This is a genomic window from Halobellus rarus (genome assembly GCF_024494595.1).
GTDB lineage: Archaea > Halobacteriota > Halobacteria > Halobacteriales > Haloferacaceae > Haloquadratum > Haloquadratum rarum.
Genome location: NZ_JANHDI010000004.1, coordinates 315,406 through 334,166 on the forward strand (window position 1 = coordinate 315,406; position 18,761 = coordinate 334,166).

An 18,761-nucleotide genomic window follows, 5' to 3' on the forward strand; every position below is an offset into this window, starting at 1 on the left:
GGTAGAATAGAAGTTATATAATTCACATATAGTGAGGATTAAGGTCACTGAAGGCAAGGGTGTGATATGGAGACGCGTAAGGTACAGCGGTTAGGTCCCTCGACGCTGGCGATGACGCTGCCGGCGGAGTGGGCCAAGGAACACAACGTCAACAAAGGCGACGAGGTTTCGCTCCGGATGGGCGGGAAGGGCACGCTGACGGTGCTCCCGGAGTCGGCGAGCCAGGAGGACTCCTCGGCGACGATCCGCGCGGACAACCTCGACGCCGACTCGCTCGAACGGGCGATCGTCGCCCAGTACGTCCTCGGGCGACGGGTGATTCACATCGAGAAGAGCGACGGCGCGCTCGACTCCGAGCACATCAACGCCGTCTACAGGGCCGAAACCCAGCTGATGGGTCTCGGCGTCATCGAGGAGACGCCGGACCGGATCGCGATCCGCTGTTCGGTGGATCCCGAGGACTTCACCCTCGATAACCTCCTCGAACGGCTGGAGAACACCGGAAGCACGATGCGCGGGGAGGCGATCAAAGCGCTCGCACACGGGAACACGGACCTCGCCCAGCGCGCGCTGAACCGGGAGCGGCAGGCGAACAAGATCTTCGTGCTCCTCCTGCGGCTGATCTTCACCGCCTACCAGAACCCGAACCTCGCCCGCGCGGTCGGCTTAGAGTCGGGGTTCCCGCTGATCGGGTACCGCTCGGTCGCGAAGAACCTCGAACTGACCGCCGACAACGCCGAGGACATCGCCAACATCGCGATGAACGCCGAGGGCCACACCCTCGACGTCGATTCCGGAACGATGCGTCGGATCCGGGAGTTCACCGATCAGGTCGACAAACTCACCAAGACGGCCGTACAGTCCGTCGTCGAGCGCGATTACGACAAGACCGTCGAGTGCCGCACGCTGTTCCGACAACTGCGGGACCGCGAACAGGAGATCCTCAACGACCTCCCCGAGATGGAGAACGAGAAGCTGTTGCAGATCCGCGAGGTCCTCGTTAGCCTCCAACAGACCGCCCAGTACGCGATGCGAAACGCCGAGATCGCGGCCAACCTGGCGCTGAACGAGGAGTCCGAACACGTCACGATCGGGTGAGTTCGGAGCGGCGGGCGGAACCGTCGCCCGCCGGCGACGTCGCGCAGAAACTACAGTTCGATCAGTCCGCCGTCGGTCGTCGTCGGCTCCGCCGTGGGCGTCTCCGTCGTCGTTCCGCCCCCCGCATCCGTCTCTGTCTCCGTCGGCGCAGTCGTCGACGTTTGGGTCTCTCCGTCCGCGGGCGGCCCGGTCGCCGTCTCCGAGTCGGTGTCGTCGGACGCCTCACCGTCCGACGCGTCCGCATCGGCTGACCCGTCCCTATCGCCAGCCCCGTCTCCGTCGCCTGACCCGGCCCCATCAGTCGGCTTCGTCCCGAAAATATCGGTCTCGATCGTCGTCGTGTACGTGAGCGGGTCGAGCGGGACGCTCACGGTTGTCTCCGCGAGATCGAGCCGCGCCGAGAAGTCGATCCGGAGGTCCGTCACCTGGTTGCGTTCGAGGTGAGTCACCCACCAGTCGTCGAGCCGCTCGTTCCGGATGTACGCGGTGGCCTCGACCGTCGCCGTCGACTTCGGCGGGACGACGTACTCGGACTCGGTCGCCCCCTCACCGACCGCGACGTCGTTCATCGTGACGTCGTAGCCGAGCTCGCTTACCGCGATCGGGTACGGTTTTGGGTTGTACACGACGAAGGTGAGTTCCATCGCCGTCCGCGACTCCGTCACCTCGCCCCATCGCGCGCTGGTCTCGTTGACGTAGAGGACGGGGTCGGAGACGAGCGGCTGATCGGCGTCGATCGGTCTCGTCTCCGTGGAGTTGAACTGCGAGAGCAGGTCCGTCTCGATCTGCCGGGTGACGTTCGGCGGGTCGACGGTCCGTCCGACGGTCTCTGAGGTCACCGAGGTGTCGACGGTGACGGTCGTCTCCTCGCCGTTGCGGACGTGCGAGACCCACCACGGCGGGATGCGCTCGTTGTCGGCCGCCGTCGTGAAGCCCAGCGTGGAGTTGCCCGCCCCGACGGCGACCCCCTCCTTGCTCCCGTTCGCGAGCGACACGTCGTTCAGCAGGACGTCGTAGTCGACGGTGACGCCGCCCAGCGAGACGCCGATGGGGTTCGGATTCGACACGGTGAGGTCAGTCTCGACGACGGTCGTGTTCTCGTCGACCGGACCGAAGGAGTTCTCGACGCCGGCCACCGACGGGACGCCGAGGACGCCCGCCGCGAACGCGCCGCCGCCGAGCAGTCCCGCGGCGACGAGAACGAGGAGGACGGTGCGAAGCCGACCGCCGACGGGGAGAATCGACCACATCTCGTTCGGTCGAGGTCGGGGCACGTACATAGGCCTCACGACAGCGGACGGCGCGCGTCAACTCCCGGGTGAGGATAGCCGCCGACACCGGGAGGAGAGTCGTATGAACTAAGTCGGCACCGAGACACCCCAACGTATGGAAACTGCTGCCGCAAGTTCGGACAAGGGATTCGGCCTGACCGTCCTCTTTTCGATCGTCGCCGTCCTCGGCGTGGCCGCGATGTTCGCCGCGGGGTTGAGCGGGGATCAGTTCGTCGCCGCCGTCGGCTTCGCTGCCGCGATCATCGCCGCCTCGCTCGCGGTGTCGGCGACGCACCTCTTCGGCTGAGCGCGAACGGACGAGAAGCTTAAGAGCGAACCGTCCGTACACGGAGTGAAATGAGCGAGTTCACCGAGGAGGAACAGCGCATCGTCGCGTACCTCCGTGAGAGCGTCTCCGCCGGCGAGCGATACTTCCGAGCGAAGAACATCGCCGAAGCCATCGGCCTCTCGGCCAAGCAGGTAGGGGTCCGACTCCCACGACTCGCCGAGAAGTCTGAGGACGTCGAAATCGAGAAGTGGGGGCGCGCGCGGTCGACGACGTGGCGCGTCACCCGCAGCTGAGCCACTGCTGTCTCACCCGCTACTGCCCGCGGCACCTGCCGGATCGCGATTCAGGACCTTTTTTGTCTCCCCCTCCCAGGGTCGCGTATGACGGTACGCGTGCGGCGGGTATTCGAGTTCGACGCCCCGGCAGAGGCCGTGTGGGATTTCATCTCCGACCCCTCGAAGCGAGCGGACTCGATCAGCGTCGTCGAGCGGTACGAGATCGACGAGGAGAGCGGCGACGCGACGTGGCACGTCCGACTGCCGATCCCGTTCGTGAAGTCGACGGCGCGCGTGGAGACGAGCGACATCGCCCGCGACCCGCCGCGACACGTCAAGTTCGTCGGCAAGTCCTCGGTGTTGCGCGTCACCGGCGAACACACCGTGGAAGCGATCGAGGGCGGCGCGCGCCTCGTCAACGAGTTCGTCGTCGACGGCCGGGTTCCAGGCGTCGAGCGGTTCTTCGAACGGAACCTCGACGCGGAACTGGAGAACCTCGAACGCGCGCTTCGACAGGCCGTCGAATCCGACGCGTAGGGGGCGGATCCGACTATATCATCCCGGAGGCTTTATTGATGCCCCGCTGTTATCGCAATCTGCCGACGACCGACGCTTTTCTCGTCGAAGTCGGCACAGACCCGCCGCACACCGCCGCAGTGTCTCGGGGTCCGCTGCGGCCCACCGCGTCCAGCGCTCTCTCGTCCCGGAGAGAGAGCGACTGAGCGCACCACTCCCGCCTCCGCCTTCCCGACCGCCGAACCGAGTCGAACACGTCGGCAGTTCCCCGTATTCGTGGCGCTGCTGCTGTACGTACTCGGTCGACCGCGCCACCGTACTAGACTAAAATCGACCGCTACGGCGACGACGCGCGCTTTTCGACCTCGCCTTTCAGTACCGCGGCGTCGAAGTCGTGGTCCGGACGGATGTTGACGAAGTCGAGAAAGCGCGTGGCCGCGAGCAGTTCGTCGGGGTCGAACGCGGTCACCGCCGCCTCGACCGTCCGTTTGCCGCCGATCAGCGGTTCGAGCGCCCCGAGCGCGCACGCGACGTCGTAGGACTTCGCGTCCGACGCGCCGCCCTCGCGGACGTTCGTCGCGTCGATGAAGTAGATCTCCTCCTCGAGGATGAGCACGTTCTCCGCGCGGAGGTCGCCGTGGAGGAGGTCGTGGTCGTGCATCCGCCGGAGCGACGCGAAGAGTTTCGGCGCGAGGTCGGCCTCGGCCGCCTCGTCGAGTTCGTCGAGCGTCCGAAAGTCGGGGAGGTACTCCAAGACGAGGACCCCGAGTCCATCGACCTCGAACGCCTCGACCGGTTCCGGCGCGTTGAGCCCGACGTCTCGCATCCGCCGCGTCGCTTCGAGTTCGTGTTGAGCCATCTCGATGGGCGTCTCGAAGTGCTCGAAGAACCCCTCGGTCCCCGAGGAGAACGCGCCGAGGTTTCGCCCCGTGGTGAACAGGCCGTGGACGATCGAGTTCTGGCGGGAGATGACCTTCACGAACCACCGATCGTCGACCACCATCGGCGTCGAGAGCCAGTTGTCGGCGTCGAGAAACCGAACCCGGACCTCGTCGCGCTCGTACCGATCGCGGATCTCGCGGGCGACGGCCTCCAGCCGCGACCACTCGACCCGACCGCGCAGGAGCCGCCGGAGTTCCATATCACGGCGAACGGTCTCCGGGCGTATATACGGTCGGCCTGTCCGAATTACGATAGCATATATCGCCCGCCGCAGTCGCTTACGCGTCCTCGTCCCCGTCCTCGTCGGTTCCGCGGACCGTCAGGACCGGTACCGACGACCGGCGCACGGTCCGCTCGGTCACGCTCCCCAGGAGATACCGTTCGAGGCCGGTGCGCCCGTGGGTCCCCATCACGATCAGGTCGCAGTCCTCGTCCTCGGCGTACTCGACGACGACGTCGTCGGGAATACCCGGTTCGACCGCGGTGACGGCGTCGACGCCCGCCGCTTCGGCGCGGTCGGCGACCTCCTCGACCACCGATTCGGCGCGGTCTCGGAGCGTCTGTTCGACCTGATCGGGGCTGATCGCGGGGGCGCTGTGGCTCACGTCCCGGGCGTCGACGACCGAGAGCACGTGCAGTTCGGCGTCGTACTGGCCCGCGATGTCGAGCGCGTGCTCGACCGCGCGGTCCGCGCACTCGCTTCCGTCCGTCGGCACCAGAATACGATCGTACATACCTCGTGGTTCGCGGACTGACAGTTAGACGTTTTGGATGGCTACCGCGGGGCGGGAACGACCGAAAGGGTGGGGCGGGAACCGGCGAAAAGAGCGGGGGAGATAGCGACAGCCGGCGTTATCGACCGTCCCACGACCGGCACCGACTCACTCGCTCAGCCGTTCGGCGATCCGGCGGGCACCCTCCGCGGGTGCGAGGTCCGGGCGGTCCGCGGAGATGCATTCGACGTCGCGGTCGAGCTCTTCAGAAAGGCGCTCCTCGAAGACGTCGACGATGCCCGGAATGCAGGCCATCCCGCCGGTGAGGACGATCGGTTGCGAGAGGGCGAGCTGGTAGGGTTTCATGTGGTCGTTGGCCAACTGGGCGAGGAAGTTGTTGGCGACCTCGTCGACGGCGTCGTCGACGTAGTCGTCGAGCGGTTCCATCACCGAGCGCTCGATGGTGAACTCGTGAGCGCCGCCGCCGGGCTGCTGGATCACGTCGGTGAACGGGTCGAAGTCGTCGAAGTCGGCGTGCTCTTCCTTGTACTCCCGGGCGGTCGTCAGGTCGATGTTGACGCGGCCCTGCGTCTCCTCCTCGACGGCGTTGGCGATCCGGCGGTCGACCTCGTTGCCGGTGACCGCGCCGGAGACGAACGGCGAGAGCTGTTCCCCGTGGCGGTACGCGGAGGCCTCGAGGTTCGTCGACCCCATATTGACCGCGGCGAACACCTCGTCGATCGCGTCGAGTCCGTCGCCGAACGCCGGGATCGAACCACACAGCGACTCGGGGAAACTCCGGACCAGGGCGTCGCCGACGGAACTCTCCTCGATGACGCGGTTGAGGTTTCGGAGGCCGGGTTCGTTGTCGATCGTCGGGATCGCGTAGACGACCGCGCTGTCGGCGTCGAGTCCCTCCGAAGAGACGACTTCCTCGAAGAACTTCGCGGCGAGATCGGCGCGGTCGTCGTCCTCCGGCAGCCCCGAGCGGAGCATGTACTGGACCGTGTCGGGGTACTCCCGGGCGGCCTGTTCGCCGAAGAGGACGCGCTCCTCGCCCGTCAGCGCGTCCTCGTAGGTCGCCAGACACGTCAGCGTTCGGACCGTCTGAATCTCCCCGTCGCGAACGTACTGGAGGACAGTCCGCGTACTGCCGAGTTTGACTCCCACGGGGGTCGGTCCCGCAGCCTGCCCTGCATCCTCGCCGTCCGCCGAAACGTCTTCGTCGTCTGTCATAGGCTAATCGAAGGAGAACGGGTAAAAAGTCCTGTTGGTGTCTCGGTTGACACGAGTCGAACCGTCGTACATCGGGGACGAGACTGGCGTTCAGAGACGTGACAGTATACAGATGGGTAGTGCTGTGTGCCGCGGTAGACGCGTCCGTCGCAACCCCCGCGATCGCCGGTCCGAGAGAGCGGCTTTCGATCGCCGAGCGACTACGTCATCGAGGCGAGCCGCGCGATGTAGACGAGGCTCAGGTGATGATCGTCGACGTCGTAGTCGGTCGTCTCCGACACCTCACCGGAGAAGCCCACGAGGTAGTCCTGCAGTTCGGCCTCGACGTCCTCGGTGAGCCACTCGACGGTGTGGTAGTACCGAAGCGCGTCCATCGTCCGTTTGTATCCCCCCTTCAGCACGAGGAACTCGAGCCAGTCGAAGACGAGGCGTTCGGCGGCGTAGGCGTCGGGAAGCGAGCCCAGGTACGGTTTCGTGAGGCCGCCGTCGGCCGCGGCAGTCTCGTGTACGAGGAGGTGTTCGAGTTGGTTCTGTCGGAGCGCTTCGCCCGCCCGCCCGCGGGGACGTTCGCGGATCTCCGTGTCGAACTGGAACCGACCGACGTCGTCCGGCGAATCGTATCCGAAACCGGAGTTCCGCCGGGGCGAGTCGGATCGGGAGTCCCGACCGCGGGACCGTTCCTCGCGACGGCCGTCGCGCCGTCGCTCCCGAGCCGCGCTGTCGAATCCGAGGTCACGCGCGATCTGATCGGCCAGGACGACCTCGTCGTGGCCGCGGGCGTGATCCGAGTCGCCGCGTCGGGGCGGGGTCACTCCTTCGCGGGGCCGCACAGAGACGTCGTCGGCTGCCCCCCGCCCGTCCGCTGTATCCCGATCAGCTGACGATTCCTCGCTTCGGCGGCTGTCGCCCCGACCGCTCCGACCTCGGCCGCCGCCGCTTGTGCTATCGGTCGTGCGCCCGTTCCGTCCTCGACCGTCGCCGTCACGGTCCCGACCGGTTCGCCGTCGGCCGTTCCGCCGGGCGGAGTCGTGACCCGACGTCGACTCGGACCGCCGGCTGTCGCGCCGGTCGCGACGTCGGCGGTCCGTCCGTCGTCTCGGGGCGTCGTCCGCGTCGGCGGACCGTTCGTCGCTCTCGGAGCGACGCGCCCCCCGGCGTTCGTCTGCGATGCGTCTGAGCTCTCGGAGGTCGTAGTCGTCGGGATCGATTGTCATTGACTGTCTCCTGTGTCGCGGCGACCGGGACGCCGCTCGTCTGTCGTACCGGATCATTCACAGGCCCGTGCATAAACGTGGCCCCGAGATTATCAGAACAGATACCGCGGACGGGTACGGAACTGCTCTCAGAGGGTCGGATTAGATGACGTGCGTTTCGCCGTGGGCGCGACGGATCGAGAGCTCCCCCGTCTCCGCGTCGAACGCCAGCGAGCGGCCGTAGTCGCCGCCGACGTCGCTGTCGATCAGCGTGATCCCGTTTGCTCCCAGCGCCTCTCGGGCCGCAGCGACGTTGCGTTCTCCGACCGCACCGGCGCTGGATTCGAACTCGAACATCGCGCTCCCGCCGGCGATGCGCCCCTCGATCCGGGACCGCTCGGCACCGTCGTCGGTCAGTTCGCGGACGAGTTCGGGGACCGCGGTATCGACGTACTTCCAGGTGTCCGGATGGACGTCGTCCTCGGCCGCTTCCCGCTTGGTCTCTGCACCCGCGGACGGCAACATCGCGTGTGCGAGTCCGGCCACGCCGGCCTCGACGTCGGCGAGCGCGATTCCGACGCAGGAGCCGAGACCGCTGGTCACGAGCGTCGACCCCGCGTGGGCGATCGCGTAGTCGGCGACGCCGACTTTGATCCGTTCGGGCTCCGATCGGTCGTTCGAACGGTCGGTGGTGTAGACCTTCATAGGTTCCTTTCGGGAGTATCGATCGACTGCGGGGGGCCCGTTGGTGGGTCGCGGGGCGCGTGTCGGACGTTCACGGCTCTCATCTGGAGCGGATTCGTCTCACAGCGTCAGTTCGCCTCGGGCGCGAGTTGATCGAACGCCGCGCGGAGTTCCCGCTCGTCGGGCAGCGCGTAGATGTCGCAGGTGAACGTCTCGTCCGGTGTCGCGATCGCCGAGTCGATGAGGAACGCGTAGTCCTGCGTCCGAGCGAGTTCCGTCACCAGCGGGTCGACGATCGCGGAGGCGATGTCGTCGACGTACCGCGGCGGCGAGATCTCGATCGTCGTCTCCAGGGCGTTCGCCCACCCGTCGAGAAAGCCGGAGGTGACGATGTTACCGATCTCCTGTAAGGCGCTCTTTCGCATCGCCGGGTCGGACTCCATCCCCGGCATCAGGGCGTCGGCGACGCTCTCGGCGGACTCGGGGTCGAAGAGGATCGCGATGTACCCCGACGGCGTCCCGCTGAACTCCAAGACGACGCCGCGCCGGGCGTCGTCGGTCAGTTCCATCGGCACGCCCTCGACGGGGACGAAGCTCAGCCGACTCACGTCGACGTTCGTGTCGATTCCGGTCATCGCCGTGAGGTCCTCCGACGCCTGTCCCGCGCCCTCGGAGATCATCTGCGAGAACGAGGTGAACGTCTCGACCGGGATCGCGTCCTCCGCGTTGCCGGCGACGTCGACGATCGTCTCGACCGACTCCTGCGTCGGGAGCATATAGATGTAGAATCCCGCCTCCTCGTCCACGGTTTCGAGGTGGTTTCGAAACGCGAGGACGTGATCGGAGTCGATCGTGGTGCCGGAGGGGTCGGGGACGTCGGTGTCGGCTGCGCCGCCGGGGACCCCCTCGGCACCGATGACGTCCTGCAGCGAGCGCCCGGCGTCCAGTTCGACGTAGGTCGGGGTGGTGATGTCGATCGAATCTCCGAGAAAGTCGGCCCAGCCGTCGATGAACCCGCCGAGCATGATGTTGCCGAGTTCTTTCAGCCCGCTCGTCGCGAGGTCGCTGTCTGGATCGTCGGACGCGCCGGGGACGAGCGCGTCCACGAGAGAGACCGCACGCTCGCGGTCGAACGCGAGAACGGTGTGACCCTCGATCGCGCCCGAGAACCCGATGTGAACCGAGACGAGATCGCGCTCCCGGAACTCCCGTTCGACGTCGGCGCGGGTCGCCATCTCGACTTTCGTGACGGCGACCCGCGCGTCGAATCCGGTCAGTGTCGAGAGCGAGCCCGCAGCCTCCTCGGCCCCGGAGTGGGCGAGGCGGCTGAAGGTCCGGAGCGACTGGACGTCGAGGTTCATGCTTCGACGCCCACCACGTCGTCGATGGCCTCGAGGACGTTCGGCTTCTGGAACGGTTTCGTGATGTAGCCGTCGGCCCCCGCTTCCACCGCCTCGCGCATCTTCTCCTCCTGCCCGACCGAGGTGCACATTATCACCGAGGAGTCGGGATCGATCGACTTGATCTCGGACGTCGCCTCGATGCCGTTCCGGATCGGCATCACGACGTCCATCGTGACCACGTCGGGGTCGAGTTCGCGGTACAGTTCGACGGCCTCGACGCCGTTCTCTGCCTCGCCCACGACTTCGTGGTCGTCCTCGAGTAACTGCTTCAGGAGGTTCCGCATAAACGCCGAATCGTCCACCACCAGTACGGAGCGTGCCATACGTTTCCTTCCGAGAAACGCTGTATAAACGCATCGTCCTCATTATCAGGGCTGATACGCGATCCACCGGACTCTCGAACCGCCGACGCCGGCCCCGGGAGGTCACTCGTCCGCTGGGATCTGAAGTCGCTCGTCTCTGAGCGCCTCGATCAGCTCCGCGATGGAGTTGTCCATCGTGAGACCGTGCTCGCGGAGGACGGCGGCGAGGGTGTTCGCGGGGTACGTGACTGACGTCTCCGATGCCAACAGAAGAATACCGATCGCCTCGGCCGGAGACGCCTCCGTATCGATCTGTTCGACGTACCAGGTGACCAGGTCTCCGAACCCCGCTGCGACGTCGTCGGTGAACCGCTCGTGCTGGGCGACTTCCCCGTCGAATGCGGCCGTCAGGGCGAATCCGTAGTCCGAATCGCGCTCGGAGACGTATCGAGCCATCTGCTGGCGAGCGAGCGTGCCCCGGTCGTCGGGCGCTGAATCGCCGTCTGACTCGCCCGCGCCGTCGGCCCCGTCCGCCGACGGCGCGTCGTCGCTGTCGGTCGCCACGACGTACCGCCCGTCCGAGAGCTCCGCCACGCGCTCGGAACTGGTGTAATCGAGTTCGTCGGGCCGGACGACACCCTCCTCTTCGCGCGCTGCAGGCGGCGCGTCGTCGGGAGGGTCCGCGGGAGCCATACCCGGAATGCCCGCGGCGGAATAATAAGGGCATCGCAGGCGCACCTGATCGGGCGTGAACGAAGTGTGATATCAGTATCAATAGCGAAAGCGAACGACCGTCACATTCACATAATTCCGGTTAGAACGTGGCGCTGTCTATGGAGTCTGACAGGACGCTCGCCGCGCTCGGGAACGAATACAATCCCGACATTCTACGCGCTGCTGACGAGGCCCACTCTGCACAGGAGTTCAGCGAAATGCTCGACATCCCGATCGCGACGTGCTACCGCCGGATCGAGGAACTCACCGGAGCCGGACTGCTCGAACTACACGACCGCGTCCTCTCGGACGAACACCGCCGGACGAACGTCTACCGCCGCGACATCGACGAGATCGTCATCAGTTTCGACGAGAACGAGCTCAACATTCAGGTGACGGAACGTCCCGAAGTGAAGAACAAACTCGACGACGTCTGGCGGAAGATCTCACAGGAATAGGATAAGTCTCGATCGACAGCGATCCGGTCAGACTCGTTTACGGTAGCGGAGTATGGATTCTCGGGGCAGTCAGCGCGGTCGGGCCGCGTATGTCGGCTGGTTCACGTTCGTCGATCGTAGTGGAGTGCGGACTCGGATTCGAACACATTCTCGTGAGTGTGAACTTCCTAAAGTCGGGTTATAGCACGTTATGTGGCCTGTAGATATTGATATCAACTCTGATATCTCGGTCAGTACTATTATGTACAGTCCGTTGATTGATCGACCTGACGGTCCTCACCTCCGGCGGGGAGGCACTGGGACCAGACTGGAGACAACAACAATATGTTCGAAGAAAACGACGCCGACCGTGGTCAGGTCGGCATTGGAACGCTCATCGTGTTCATCGCGATGGTGCTGGTCGCCGCGATCGCGGCCGGCGTCCTCGTGAACACGGCCGGCTTCCTCCAAGCGACTGCGGAGGACGCGGGGCAAGAGAGCGTCGACAAGGTGACGAATCGACTCGACGTCGTGAGTTCTCACGGCCTCGTCAACGACACCAATGACGGGAAAGCTATCGACAGCCTGAACCTCACGGTTCGTCTCGCTGCCGGCTCTGGGAGTGTCTCGCTCGAAAGTACCACGATAAAGTACGTGAGCGGCACCACCGCCGAGAACCTCGTGTTCGAAAACGAGACAACGAACGATGGAAAGGATCTCGGCAACGTGACCAGGTACGACTCGGGAACTGGCTTCGGACTGAATACCTCCGAGTACACCGCCTACGCGCTCGAAGACGACGGTGACACCTCGTACCCGGTGCTGAACAGCCAGGCCGACCGGTTCGAGATCGTCATCAACACCTCGCTCGTCGAGGGTAACGAGGAGGGCCTCGGCACGGGCGACTCGGTGGAACTGGACATCACGAGCAGAGACGGCGGCTCCACGCAGGTCATCTTCACGATGCCCCAACAGCTCGCCGGACAGGACAACAACGACCCGGTGCCGCTGTGAGGTGATCTAAATGTTCGAATTCAATATCTTCAACCGAGACGAAGACGCCGACCGCGGTCAGGTCGGGATCGGAACGCTCATCGTGTTCATCGCGATGGTGCTGGTCGCCGCGATCGCGGCCGGCGTCCTCGTGAACACGGCCGGTTTCCTGCAGGCGACTGCCGAAGAGGCCGGTCAGGAGAGCGTCGACAAAGTGACGAACCGCGTCGAGGTCATCAATCAGCACGGGACCGTCGGTCAGAGTGACAAAATCAAACGGCTCAATCTGACCGTCCGCCTGGCGGCCGGCTCCAGCAGCGTGAATATGAACACCACCTCGATCAAGTATCTCAGCGACGGTACGGTCACGACACTGACCAACAACTCGGACGGACCGACGCCGGACGCAACCCAGTTCGGTCTCACCGAAGTCCGGGACGACGATACGTCCTTCGGCGTTCTCAACAGCCGCGACGACCGGTACGAAGTCGCGATCGATACGGCGGCTATCGAGGGTGGGGACGGCCTCGACACGGGGGCGAGAGTCCAACTGGACATCACGAGCCAGACGGGCGGCACCACGCAGGTGATCCTGACGATGCCGCAGCAGTTGGCTGGGCAGGAAGAAAACGAACCGGTCAAGCTCTAAGCTCCGGTCTCTCCCCTCGCATCGCCGACGAACAGACTTTCACTTCTCTCGACGCCGATCAGAGAGCGACAGCGCCGCCGTCGATATCCCCTCGAAAAAGTACGCTACTCCAGTCCGCCGGTGTCCTCCTCGCCGAACATCGGGGGCGTGTCGCCCATCATCGAGAAGCCCGCCGCCTGCTCGTAGACCTCGATGCCGCCCTCGTCGATCTCCAGGGGAAACATCGAGTTCTTGATCGGCTGTTTCCGCATCTTCGCGACCCAGATGTATCGATTGGAGGTCGATCCCGCAGGCGACTGGATGAGATAGATGTTGCCGTCGGTCAGGAAGTTCTCCAGACCGATTTCGGTGTCGGGGAAGACCGCTGACTGCTCCATCGTCAGGATCGAGGTGAGGCCGCTGTCTTTCAGGATGTCGATGAACTTGAGGAGGTACTGTCGCTGTTCCTGCTCGTTCTCGAAGAAGAGCTGAAACATCGTCAGCGAGTCGAGGACGAGTCGGTCGTACTGGGTGTCCTGGAGGTCTTCGAGGATCGTATCGAGCGTCGAGGAGAAATCGCCGCTACGGAGCAACGTCCGCTTGTCGTACACCTTGATGCGGCCCGACTCGACGAACTCGTCCCAGCGGTCGAACCCGATCGACTCGGCGGCCTGGCTGATGTCGTCTTTCGTCTCCTCGAAAGTGAGGTAAATTCCCCCCTCGTCGAACATCTCGACGCCGTTGTAGAGGTACTGGAGCCCGAGGATGCTCTTTCCGGTTCCGGGGTTACCGCTGACGAGTACGGCAGCGTTCTTGACGATTCCCCCGTTGAGGATCGAATCGAGACCCTCAATTCCGGTCTTGACGAATTCTGGCATACCTGTGATCACTTCCTGGCGGGTGTTGGCTACGAGGTCGGTCCTGCACGCGGATAATTCTTCCCACCCTGAAAGAGCGGATCCTGCCGTGGCAGTTGCAATTCGTTCCAGACGCGATCACACGAGGCTGTGATCGAACGATCAGACGCTACTATTTAATCCCTCCTGTGGTCGAAAGATCAGAAATTCCGCGTGCAGTGTCGGTGGATACACCGCGACGGGGCGATGCGATTTCTGTCACCCAAGTTCTCTATCACGAGCGATAATTTGGAGCGAACCTTCTTGTACCGAAGACTGGACAGTTAGGCTAATGAGACCTGCTCCACCGAGACCGGACGACCGGACCGGTCGGACCACGCGGTCGGCGCGGCCCACAGCGTGTCGTAACGCTCCGTGGCGACCGCGTCCGACGACGAGTGGCCGGTGCTGGGGTGACAGGAGGGGGTACGGATGGGCGTGATGGACTGGATGGACGGTGACGACGGCGACGGCTCCGACACCGTCGCGACCGACGGGCTCGGGTTCGACGAGGACCTCGACGACGAGATGGGAGATATGGGGGACCTCGACGGCGAGATGGACGATCTCGACGGCGAGATGGGCGGTCTAGAGGGCGGAATGGACGACTTCGGCGATGGTATGGGCGGTTTCGACGATGGCGGAGACTTCGGCGGTGGCGACGTCGACCCCGATACGATCGCCGATATGGAGGATCGGATCTCCGAACTCGAAAACCAGGTCAGTTCGACCACCTCGGAGATGAACACGGTCCGCGAGGAGAACAAGCAGATCGGCGAGACCGTCGAGGAGCTCGACGAGACGATTCGAAAGCTCCTCGACATCTACGAGATGGTGACCCGCGGGATCAACCCCTTCGTCGACGACGCCCGCGAGATGGGCGGACTGGAGGGCGACGGTGCCTTCGGTCTCTTCGAGATGGAGGAAGAGACCGAGGACGACCTCGATTCGGAAGTCGCGAGCGCGGACGCCGAGTCGTTCTTCGACGAGGACTTCGGCGACCTCGACGACGAGCAGGACGAGGCCGAGCTCGCGGCGGAAGACGAACTCGCCGAGGAGGAACACGAGGACCCCGCGATGGAACTCGACGACAGCGCGGAGGAAGAAGACACGGCGAGCGGCGGTGCCAGCTTCGACGACCTGAAAGCCGAGTACGAGGAGAACGAGGGATGGGACGACGTCGAAGGGGGAGACGACGAAGACGACGAGGACGGATCGGAACTCGGTGAGGAAGGCGAGTTCGACGACGAAATCGAAGAACTGCCCGACGAGGAATCAGAGGACGACGGGGAGGGCGTCCTCGAGGGAGAACGTCCTGCCGAGGAAGTTGACACCGACGAGGCGCTGTTCGACTCCGAGCAGACTGGCGAGGAGAACGAGGCTGTCGAACCGGGGGTCGAGGAGCCGTCTAACGAGGCCGTGACGGGTCAGGCGACAGAGGCACAGAGCCGGGAGGCGACGGATGCGGGACAGACGTCGACCGCTCGCCGCTCCGCCGAAGCGGAAGACGTGTATCTGTCGACGCTCCCGGCGCGGTACACCGCCGAATCTGTCGTTTTGGAGTGGACACGGTTCCTCGTCGAGACCGGCGGAGCGATCGGCGCCGCGCGAGCGCTCCGACAGTACCGCTCGCAGGGGTGGATCACCCGGGAGGTCGAACGGACGATGAGCGAGCACGTCCGGAACGCCGCCACCACTGGCGAGACCGAGCGGCCGCAGGACCTCCGCGTCGAACACCACAAAGAGAGCCTGACGTACATCAGTCGCCTCGCCGGCGACGTCGACGAAGCGCGGCTCCTCGAAGAGCTATCGGCGCTCGGAGGTGGTGCTCGTGGGATTCGGCGTTAGCGGGTCGACGGCGGTCATCTTCCTCGGAATCTTGATCGCGTCGGGGACGCTGTACACGGCAGCGGCGGGGAGCGCAGAGCAGATCTCCGAGGCTCGCGACGAGGACAGCGAGGACCTCCTCGATCGGCGGAACACGGAACTGGAGATCACGAGCGTCGCCTACGACAACTCGACTGACGAACTCGAAATCAACGTGGCCAACAGGGGAACGACGACACTCTCGGTGGATGGGGCGAGCGTCCTCGTCGACAACGGATTCGAGACCGCGGATTCGACGCGAGTCGAGGGTGACGAGTCGACCGACGTCTGGGGCGGGGACCAGACGCTCGTTATCAACGTCAGCGACGTCACCGCCGAACCGGATCGCGTGAAGGTCGTCGCCGAGAACGGCGTCGCCGACGGCAACTCGACGGTCGAGGTGATCTGAGTGGCCGACGTCTCCGTACCGAGCCTGATCCTGTTCATCGCGAGCATCGTCATCGCGGCCGGCGTCGCGGGCGTCCTCATCGACACGGTGACCGGGATCTCCGGTGCGCTCGACGACCGCGGCGCTGACGTCGCAGACAACATCCGAACCGACGTGGAGATCATCAGCAGCGCGGAGGGCGGCGTCTACGATAACGACACCGACACCGTCACCCTCTACGTGAAGAACACCGGGCGTCGAACGCTTCCGGCGACTGGCGAGACTTTCGACGTCATCGTCGACGCCCAGTACCGGACGAACGTCTCCGTCGACGTCGTCGACGGCGGCGACGAGTGGACGCCGCACGGCGTCGTCGAGGTGCGGATCGGCGACCTCGACCTGGGGGCGGGTGATCACCGGATCACGCTGACCGTCGACGGCGACGAAGAGATATTCAGGTTCAACACATGAGCACGAATCACTACCCGATCGGGCTGAAGGAGCACGACCGCCTCCAGAAGGAACTCGGCGGGGGAATCCCGAAGGGCTCGATCGTCCTCATCGAGGGCGACTACGGGGCCGGAAAGAGCGTGCTCTCGCAGCGGTTTACTTACGGCTTCACGCAGGAGAACGTCGTCACGACGCTCGTCTCGACGGAGCTGGGCGTCCGCGGGTTTCTCGATCAGATGCACTCCCTCACGTACGACGTCGTGAAGCCGCTGCTCGACGAGGAGATCCTGTTCATCCCCGCCGAGATCGACGCCTCCGGGACCCTGACCGGGAGCGGGGAGGACGACGAGCGGAAGGACCTCCTCCGGCGGATGATGGAGGCCGAGACGATGTGGGACGCCGACGCGATCATCATCGATACCTTCGATGCGATCCTCCGAAATGACCCCAAGTTCGAGGCGCTCGTTCGACAGAACGAGGAGCGACAGGCCGCCCTGGAGATCATCTCGTTCTTCCGGGACCTGACCACGAAGGGGAAGACGATCGTGCTGACCGTCGACCCCTCGACCGTCGACGACGAGGCGATCGGTCCCTTCCGTTCGATCGCCGACGTCTATCTCCAACTGGAGATGGTCGAAGTCGGCAACGACGTCCGGCGGAACATCTTCGTCAAACGGTTCGCCGGGATGGGCGAACAGGTCGGTGACCGCGTGGGATTCTCGGTCCGCTCGGGGATCGGGATCGTCATCGAGTCCAGGAGCGTGGCGTAATGGCGACCGAACACGGCTCCGCGAAGATCGGCAACGATCTGAAACAGCACGCGGGTCGGTGGCGACACCTCCGCGAGCACCTCAAGCGCTTCCGGCAGATCACCGGCGAGTTCCCGAAGTACGTCGACGACCCCGACGGCTACGAGTCGCGTCGACCGAACATCCTCTATCACCTCGGCGGACCGGTCTACTGTCAGGTGTACGGGAACTTCGGGGAGACGACGAAGTACTACACCATCGAACCGGAGCTCGACGGCCCCGAGCGGGACATCTTCGGGCAGGTGAAGGACAAACTCCTGGAACGGTCAGTCACCAAGCCCGCGCCGGCGGAAGAAAACGAGTACGAGGACCGGATTCGAGAGCTGCTCGAGGAGATCGTCGTACTCGAGAACGAGCGCAACGGCCGGCTGGCGGAACTCGTCCAGCGACTGGAACTCGGACCGCTCGAGGTGTCCGAACAGACCTACGAGAAGGTCCAGTACCGGCTCGTCCGCGACATCGTCGGGCTAGGCCCGCTCGAACCGATTATGCGGGACCCGGCGAACGAGGACATCCACGTCATCGGCCCGAACCAGGTCGACGTCGACCACGGCGAGTTCGGACTGCTCGAGACCACCGTCGAGTTCGATTCCGAGGAACAGTACGACAACTGGCTCCGGAACATGGGCGAGCGAATCGGCGACCCGGTCTCGGACGCCCACCCGATCGTCGACTCGACGCTTCCCGACGGGTCGCGTATCAACATCATCTACTCGGACGACGTGTCGCTGAAGGGGTCTTCGCTCACGATCCGCCAGGGCGACGACGTGCCGCTGTCGATCTTTCAGATCGCGAAGTGGGGGACGCTCTCGCCGGAGCTGTGCGCGTACCTCTGGATCGCCCTGGAGAACGAGCGGACGATCTTCGTCGTCGGCGAGACGGCGTCGGGGAAGACCACGACGCTCAACGCGATCACGTCGTTCATCCCGCGGGACTCGAAGATATACACCGCCGAGGACACCGCCGAGGTGCTGCCGCCGCACAACACGTGGCAGCAACTCCTGACGCGGGAGGGGCGCGGCGCGGATTCGGAAGTCGATATGTTCGACCTCGTCGCGGCCGCGCTCCGGTCTCGTCCCGACTACATCATCGTGGGGGAGGTCCGTGGCGAGGAGGGTCGGATGGCCTTCCAGGCCGCACAGACCGGTCACCCGGTGATGCTGACGTTCCACGCGTCGGACATCGTCTCGATGATCCAGCGGTTCACCGGGGACCCGATCAACGTTCCCGAGACGTTCATGTCGAACGCCGACATCGCGCTCTTCCAGAACCGCGTCAAGCGCGGCAACGACACCCTGCGTCGGGTCACCTCGGTGCAGGAGATCGAGGGATACTCCAAGGAGATGGGCGGCGTCGTCACCCGCGAGGCGTTCTACTGGGACCCCGTCGAGGACGAGATCGTCTTCCAGGGCCGGAACAACTCCTACATTATGGAGGAGAAGATCGCGACGCTGCTCGGCTACGACGACACGCGGAAGATCTACGAGGATATCAAGTTCCGCACGGAGATCATCGAACGCGCGATCCAGGAGAACATCGTGGGCTACCACGAGGTCAACGAGTTCATCGAGGACTTCCAGCGCGACGGAACGGAAGGCATCCCGTTCGACATCACGAGGGTCGACTGATGAGCGCGAGAAAGGGATTCAGCATCGACA

22 protein-coding genes are annotated in these 18,761 nt (G+C 64.6%); 12 read left to right on the top strand and 10 right to left on the bottom strand.

Translation table 11 applies throughout. From position 1 onward, the window contains the following. The first annotated feature begins 66 nt into the window (after nucleotides 1–66). Nucleotides 67–1,098, top strand: coding sequence for a phosphate signaling complex PhoU family protein (locus NO876_RS06720; RefSeq protein ID WP_256420912.1), 1,032 nt, complete (start codon nucleotides 67–69; stop codon nucleotides 1,096–1,098). Nucleotides 1,099–1,148: 50 nt separating this feature from the next. On the opposite strand, the gene NO876_RS06725 is transcribed toward NO876_RS06720, so the two are convergent. Beyond that, nucleotides 1,149–2,348 carry an LEA/WHy family protein gene (locus NO876_RS06725; protein WP_256420913.1) on the bottom strand — a complete coding sequence of 400 codons (1,200 nt, stop codon included), beginning with the start codon at nucleotides 2,346–2,348 and terminating at the stop codon, nucleotides 1,149–1,151. A gap of 136 nt (nucleotides 2,349–2,484) precedes the next feature. Here NO876_RS06725 and NO876_RS06730 point away from each other — a divergent pair, with 136 nt between their 5' ends. The 3 genes from NO876_RS06730 to NO876_RS06740 all read left to right on the top strand — a co-directional run bounded on the left by NO876_RS06730 (nucleotide 2,485) and on the right by NO876_RS06740 (nucleotide 3,470). Continuing rightward, nucleotides 2,485–2,676, top strand: a complete 192-nt coding sequence (locus tag NO876_RS06730) for a DUF7525 family protein (RefSeq protein ID WP_256307862.1) — start codon at nucleotides 2,485–2,487, stop codon at nucleotides 2,674–2,676. A gap of 50 nt (nucleotides 2,677–2,726) precedes the next feature. After that, the gene (locus tag NO876_RS06735) at nucleotides 2,727–2,951 is read left to right on the top strand and encodes a DUF7123 family protein (RefSeq protein ID WP_256420914.1); all 225 of its coding nucleotides are present in this window, start codon (nucleotides 2,727–2,729) and stop codon (nucleotides 2,949–2,951) included. A gap of 87 nt (nucleotides 2,952–3,038) precedes the next feature. Beyond that, nucleotides 3,039–3,470 carry an SRPBCC family protein gene (locus NO876_RS06740; protein WP_256420915.1) on the top strand — a complete coding sequence of 144 codons (432 nt, stop codon included), beginning with the start codon at nucleotides 3,039–3,041 and terminating at the stop codon, nucleotides 3,468–3,470. Between the two features lie 316 nt (nucleotides 3,471–3,786). Here NO876_RS06740 and NO876_RS06745 read toward each other — a convergent pair whose 3' ends face one another. The 8 genes from NO876_RS06745 to NO876_RS06780 all read right to left on the bottom strand — a co-directional run bounded on the left by NO876_RS06745 (nucleotide 3,787) and on the right by NO876_RS06780 (nucleotide 10,615). Then, nucleotides 3,787–4,590 (bottom strand): RIO1 family regulatory kinase/ATPase domain-containing protein, encoded by an 804-nt coding sequence (locus tag NO876_RS06745; protein WP_256420916.1) that lies wholly within the window; start codon nucleotides 4,588–4,590, stop codon nucleotides 3,787–3,789. A gap of 79 nt (nucleotides 4,591–4,669) precedes the next feature. Beyond that, on the bottom strand, nucleotides 4,670–5,125 hold the full coding sequence (locus tag NO876_RS06750) for a universal stress protein (protein ID WP_256420917.1): 456 nt from the start codon (nucleotides 5,123–5,125) through the stop codon (nucleotides 4,670–4,672). Between the two features lie 147 nt (nucleotides 5,126–5,272). Then, nucleotides 5,273–6,340 carry an actin-like salactin gene (locus NO876_RS06755; RefSeq protein WP_256420918.1) on the bottom strand — a complete coding sequence of 356 codons (1,068 nt, stop codon included), beginning with the start codon at nucleotides 6,338–6,340 and terminating at the stop codon, nucleotides 5,273–5,275. Nucleotides 6,341–6,540: 200 nt separating this feature from the next. After that, nucleotides 6,541–7,095: a FlaD/FlaE family flagellar protein gene (locus NO876_RS06760; protein ID WP_256420944.1), complete on the bottom strand. Its 555-nt coding sequence runs from the start codon at nucleotides 7,093–7,095 to the stop codon at nucleotides 6,541–6,543. Nucleotides 7,096–7,695: 600 nt separating this feature from the next. Next, nucleotides 7,696–8,238 carry a chemotaxis protein CheD gene (locus tag NO876_RS06765; protein WP_256420919.1) on the bottom strand — a complete coding sequence of 181 codons (543 nt, stop codon included), beginning with the start codon at nucleotides 8,236–8,238 and terminating at the stop codon, nucleotides 7,696–7,698. Between the two features lie 107 nt (nucleotides 8,239–8,345). Then, nucleotides 8,346–9,578, bottom strand: a complete 1,233-nt coding sequence (locus NO876_RS06770) for a chemotaxis protein CheC (RefSeq protein WP_256420920.1) — start codon at nucleotides 9,576–9,578, stop codon at nucleotides 8,346–8,348. Next, the gene (gene cheY / locus NO876_RS06775; protein ID WP_256420921.1) at nucleotides 9,575–9,943 is read right to left on the bottom strand and encodes a chemotaxis protein CheY; all 369 of its coding nucleotides are present in this window, start codon (nucleotides 9,941–9,943) and stop codon (nucleotides 9,575–9,577) included. Before cheY ends, NO876_RS06770 begins: the two co-directional genes overlap by 4 nt. 102 nt (nucleotides 9,944–10,045) lie before the next feature. Further along, on the bottom strand, nucleotides 10,046–10,615 hold the full coding sequence (locus NO876_RS06780) for a DUF7500 family protein (protein WP_256420922.1): 570 nt from the start codon (nucleotides 10,613–10,615) through the stop codon (nucleotides 10,046–10,048). A 140-nt stretch (nucleotides 10,616–10,755) separates the two neighbouring features. On the opposite strand from NO876_RS06780, the gene NO876_RS06785 reads away from it, so the two are divergent. From NO876_RS06785 to NO876_RS06795, 3 genes are all read left to right on the top strand, one after another. Next, a complete protein-coding gene (locus NO876_RS06785; protein WP_256307873.1) occupies nucleotides 10,756–11,094 on the top strand; it encodes an ArsR/SmtB family transcription factor in 339 nt (112 codons plus the stop codon). A 324-nt stretch (nucleotides 11,095–11,418) separates the two neighbouring features. Continuing rightward, on the top strand, nucleotides 11,419–12,087 hold the full coding sequence (locus tag NO876_RS06790) for an archaellin/type IV pilin N-terminal domain-containing protein (protein ID WP_256420923.1): 669 nt from the start codon (nucleotides 11,419–11,421) through the stop codon (nucleotides 12,085–12,087). A 10-nt stretch (nucleotides 12,088–12,097) separates the two neighbouring features. Beyond that, a complete protein-coding gene (locus NO876_RS06795) occupies nucleotides 12,098–12,715 on the top strand; it encodes an archaellin/type IV pilin N-terminal domain-containing protein (protein ID WP_305882865.1) in 618 nt (205 codons plus the stop codon). Nucleotides 12,716–12,819: 104 nt separating this feature from the next. Here the strand turns inward: NO876_RS06795 and NO876_RS06800 are convergent, their stop codons facing one another. Then, complete coding sequence (locus NO876_RS06800) at nucleotides 12,820–13,572, bottom strand: RAD55 family ATPase (RefSeq protein WP_256420924.1); 753 nt, start codon at nucleotides 13,570–13,572, stop codon at nucleotides 12,820–12,822. A gap of 450 nt (nucleotides 13,573–14,022) precedes the next feature. Between NO876_RS06800 and NO876_RS06805 the strand changes: the two genes are divergently transcribed. From NO876_RS06805 to NO876_RS06825, 5 genes are read left to right on the top strand one after another with little or no spacing between them, the layout of a single operon-like run. Beyond that, entirely contained in the window at nucleotides 14,023–15,438 is a 1,416-nt protein-coding gene (locus NO876_RS06805; RefSeq protein WP_256420925.1) for a FlaD/FlaE family flagellar protein, read from the top strand. After that, nucleotides 15,422–15,865 (top strand): archaellum stator protein ArlF, encoded by a 444-nt coding sequence (gene arlF / locus NO876_RS06810; RefSeq protein ID WP_256420926.1) that lies wholly within the window; start codon nucleotides 15,422–15,424, stop codon nucleotides 15,863–15,865. Before NO876_RS06805 ends, arlF begins: the two co-directional genes overlap by 17 nt. After that, a complete protein-coding gene (gene arlG / locus NO876_RS06815; protein WP_256420927.1) occupies nucleotides 15,866–16,315 on the top strand; it encodes an archaellum stator protein ArlG in 450 nt (149 codons plus the stop codon). After that, nucleotides 16,312–17,064 carry an archaellum protein ArlH gene (gene arlH / locus NO876_RS06820; protein ID WP_103991604.1) on the top strand — a complete coding sequence of 251 codons (753 nt, stop codon included), beginning with the start codon at nucleotides 16,312–16,314 and terminating at the stop codon, nucleotides 17,062–17,064. Before arlG ends, arlH begins: the two co-directional genes overlap by 4 nt. Beyond that, nucleotides 17,064–18,731: a type II/IV secretion system ATPase subunit gene (locus NO876_RS06825; RefSeq protein WP_256420928.1), complete on the top strand. Its 1,668-nt coding sequence runs from the start codon at nucleotides 17,064–17,066 to the stop codon at nucleotides 18,729–18,731. The genes arlH and NO876_RS06825 overlap by 1 nt, the downstream gene beginning before the upstream one ends. The last annotated feature ends 30 nt before the right edge of the window (nucleotides 18,732–18,761 follow it).

Bases quoted from the DNA above. Each gene is read 5' to 3' on its own strand.
- NO876_RS06720 (WP_256420912.1), top strand. From the start codon at position 67: ATGGAGACGCGTAAGGTACAGCGGTTAGGTCCCTCGACGCTGGCGATG.
- NO876_RS06725 (WP_256420913.1), bottom strand. From the start codon at position 2,348: ATGTGGTCGATTCTCCCCGTCGGCGGTCGGCTTCGCACCGTCCTCCTC.
- NO876_RS06730 (WP_256307862.1), top strand. From the start codon at position 2,485: ATGGAAACTGCTGCCGCAAGTTCGGACAAGGGATTCGGCCTGACCGTC.
- NO876_RS06735 (WP_256420914.1), top strand. From the start codon at position 2,727: ATGAGCGAGTTCACCGAGGAGGAACAGCGCATCGTCGCGTACCTCCGT.
- NO876_RS06740 (WP_256420915.1), top strand. From the start codon at position 3,039: ATGACGGTACGCGTGCGGCGGGTATTCGAGTTCGACGCCCCGGCAGAG.
- NO876_RS06745 (WP_256420916.1), bottom strand. From the start codon at position 4,590: ATGGAACTCCGGCGGCTCCTGCGCGGTCGGGTCGAGTGGTCGCGGCTG.
- NO876_RS06750 (WP_256420917.1), bottom strand. From the start codon at position 5,125: ATGTACGATCGTATTCTGGTGCCGACGGACGGAAGCGAGTGCGCGGAC.
- NO876_RS06755 (WP_256420918.1), bottom strand. From the start codon at position 6,340: ATGACAGACGACGAAGACGTTTCGGCGGACGGCGAGGATGCAGGGCAG.
- NO876_RS06765 (WP_256420919.1), bottom strand. From the start codon at position 8,238: ATGAAGGTCTACACCACCGACCGTTCGAACGACCGATCGGAGCCCGAA.
- NO876_RS06770 (WP_256420920.1), bottom strand. From the start codon at position 9,578: ATGAACCTCGACGTCCAGTCGCTCCGGACCTTCAGCCGCCTCGCCCAC.
- cheY (WP_256420921.1), bottom strand. From the start codon at position 9,943: ATGGCACGCTCCGTACTGGTGGTGGACGATTCGGCGTTTATGCGGAAC.
- NO876_RS06780 (WP_256420922.1), bottom strand. From the start codon at position 10,615: ATGGCTCCCGCGGACCCTCCCGACGACGCGCCGCCTGCAGCGCGCGAA.
- NO876_RS06785 (WP_256307873.1), top strand. From the start codon at position 10,756: ATGGAGTCTGACAGGACGCTCGCCGCGCTCGGGAACGAATACAATCCC.
- NO876_RS06790 (WP_256420923.1), top strand. From the start codon at position 11,419: ATGTTCGAAGAAAACGACGCCGACCGTGGTCAGGTCGGCATTGGAACG.
- NO876_RS06795 (WP_305882865.1), top strand. From the start codon at position 12,098: ATGTTCGAATTCAATATCTTCAACCGAGACGAAGACGCCGACCGCGGT.
- NO876_RS06800 (WP_256420924.1), bottom strand. From the start codon at position 13,572: ATGCCAGAATTCGTCAAGACCGGAATTGAGGGTCTCGATTCGATCCTC.
- NO876_RS06805 (WP_256420925.1), top strand. From the start codon at position 14,023: ATGGGCGTGATGGACTGGATGGACGGTGACGACGGCGACGGCTCCGAC.
- arlH (WP_103991604.1), top strand. From the start codon at position 16,312: ATGAGCACGAATCACTACCCGATCGGGCTGAAGGAGCACGACCGCCTC.
- NO876_RS06825 (WP_256420928.1), top strand. From the start codon at position 17,064: ATGGCGACCGAACACGGCTCCGCGAAGATCGGCAACGATCTGAAACAG.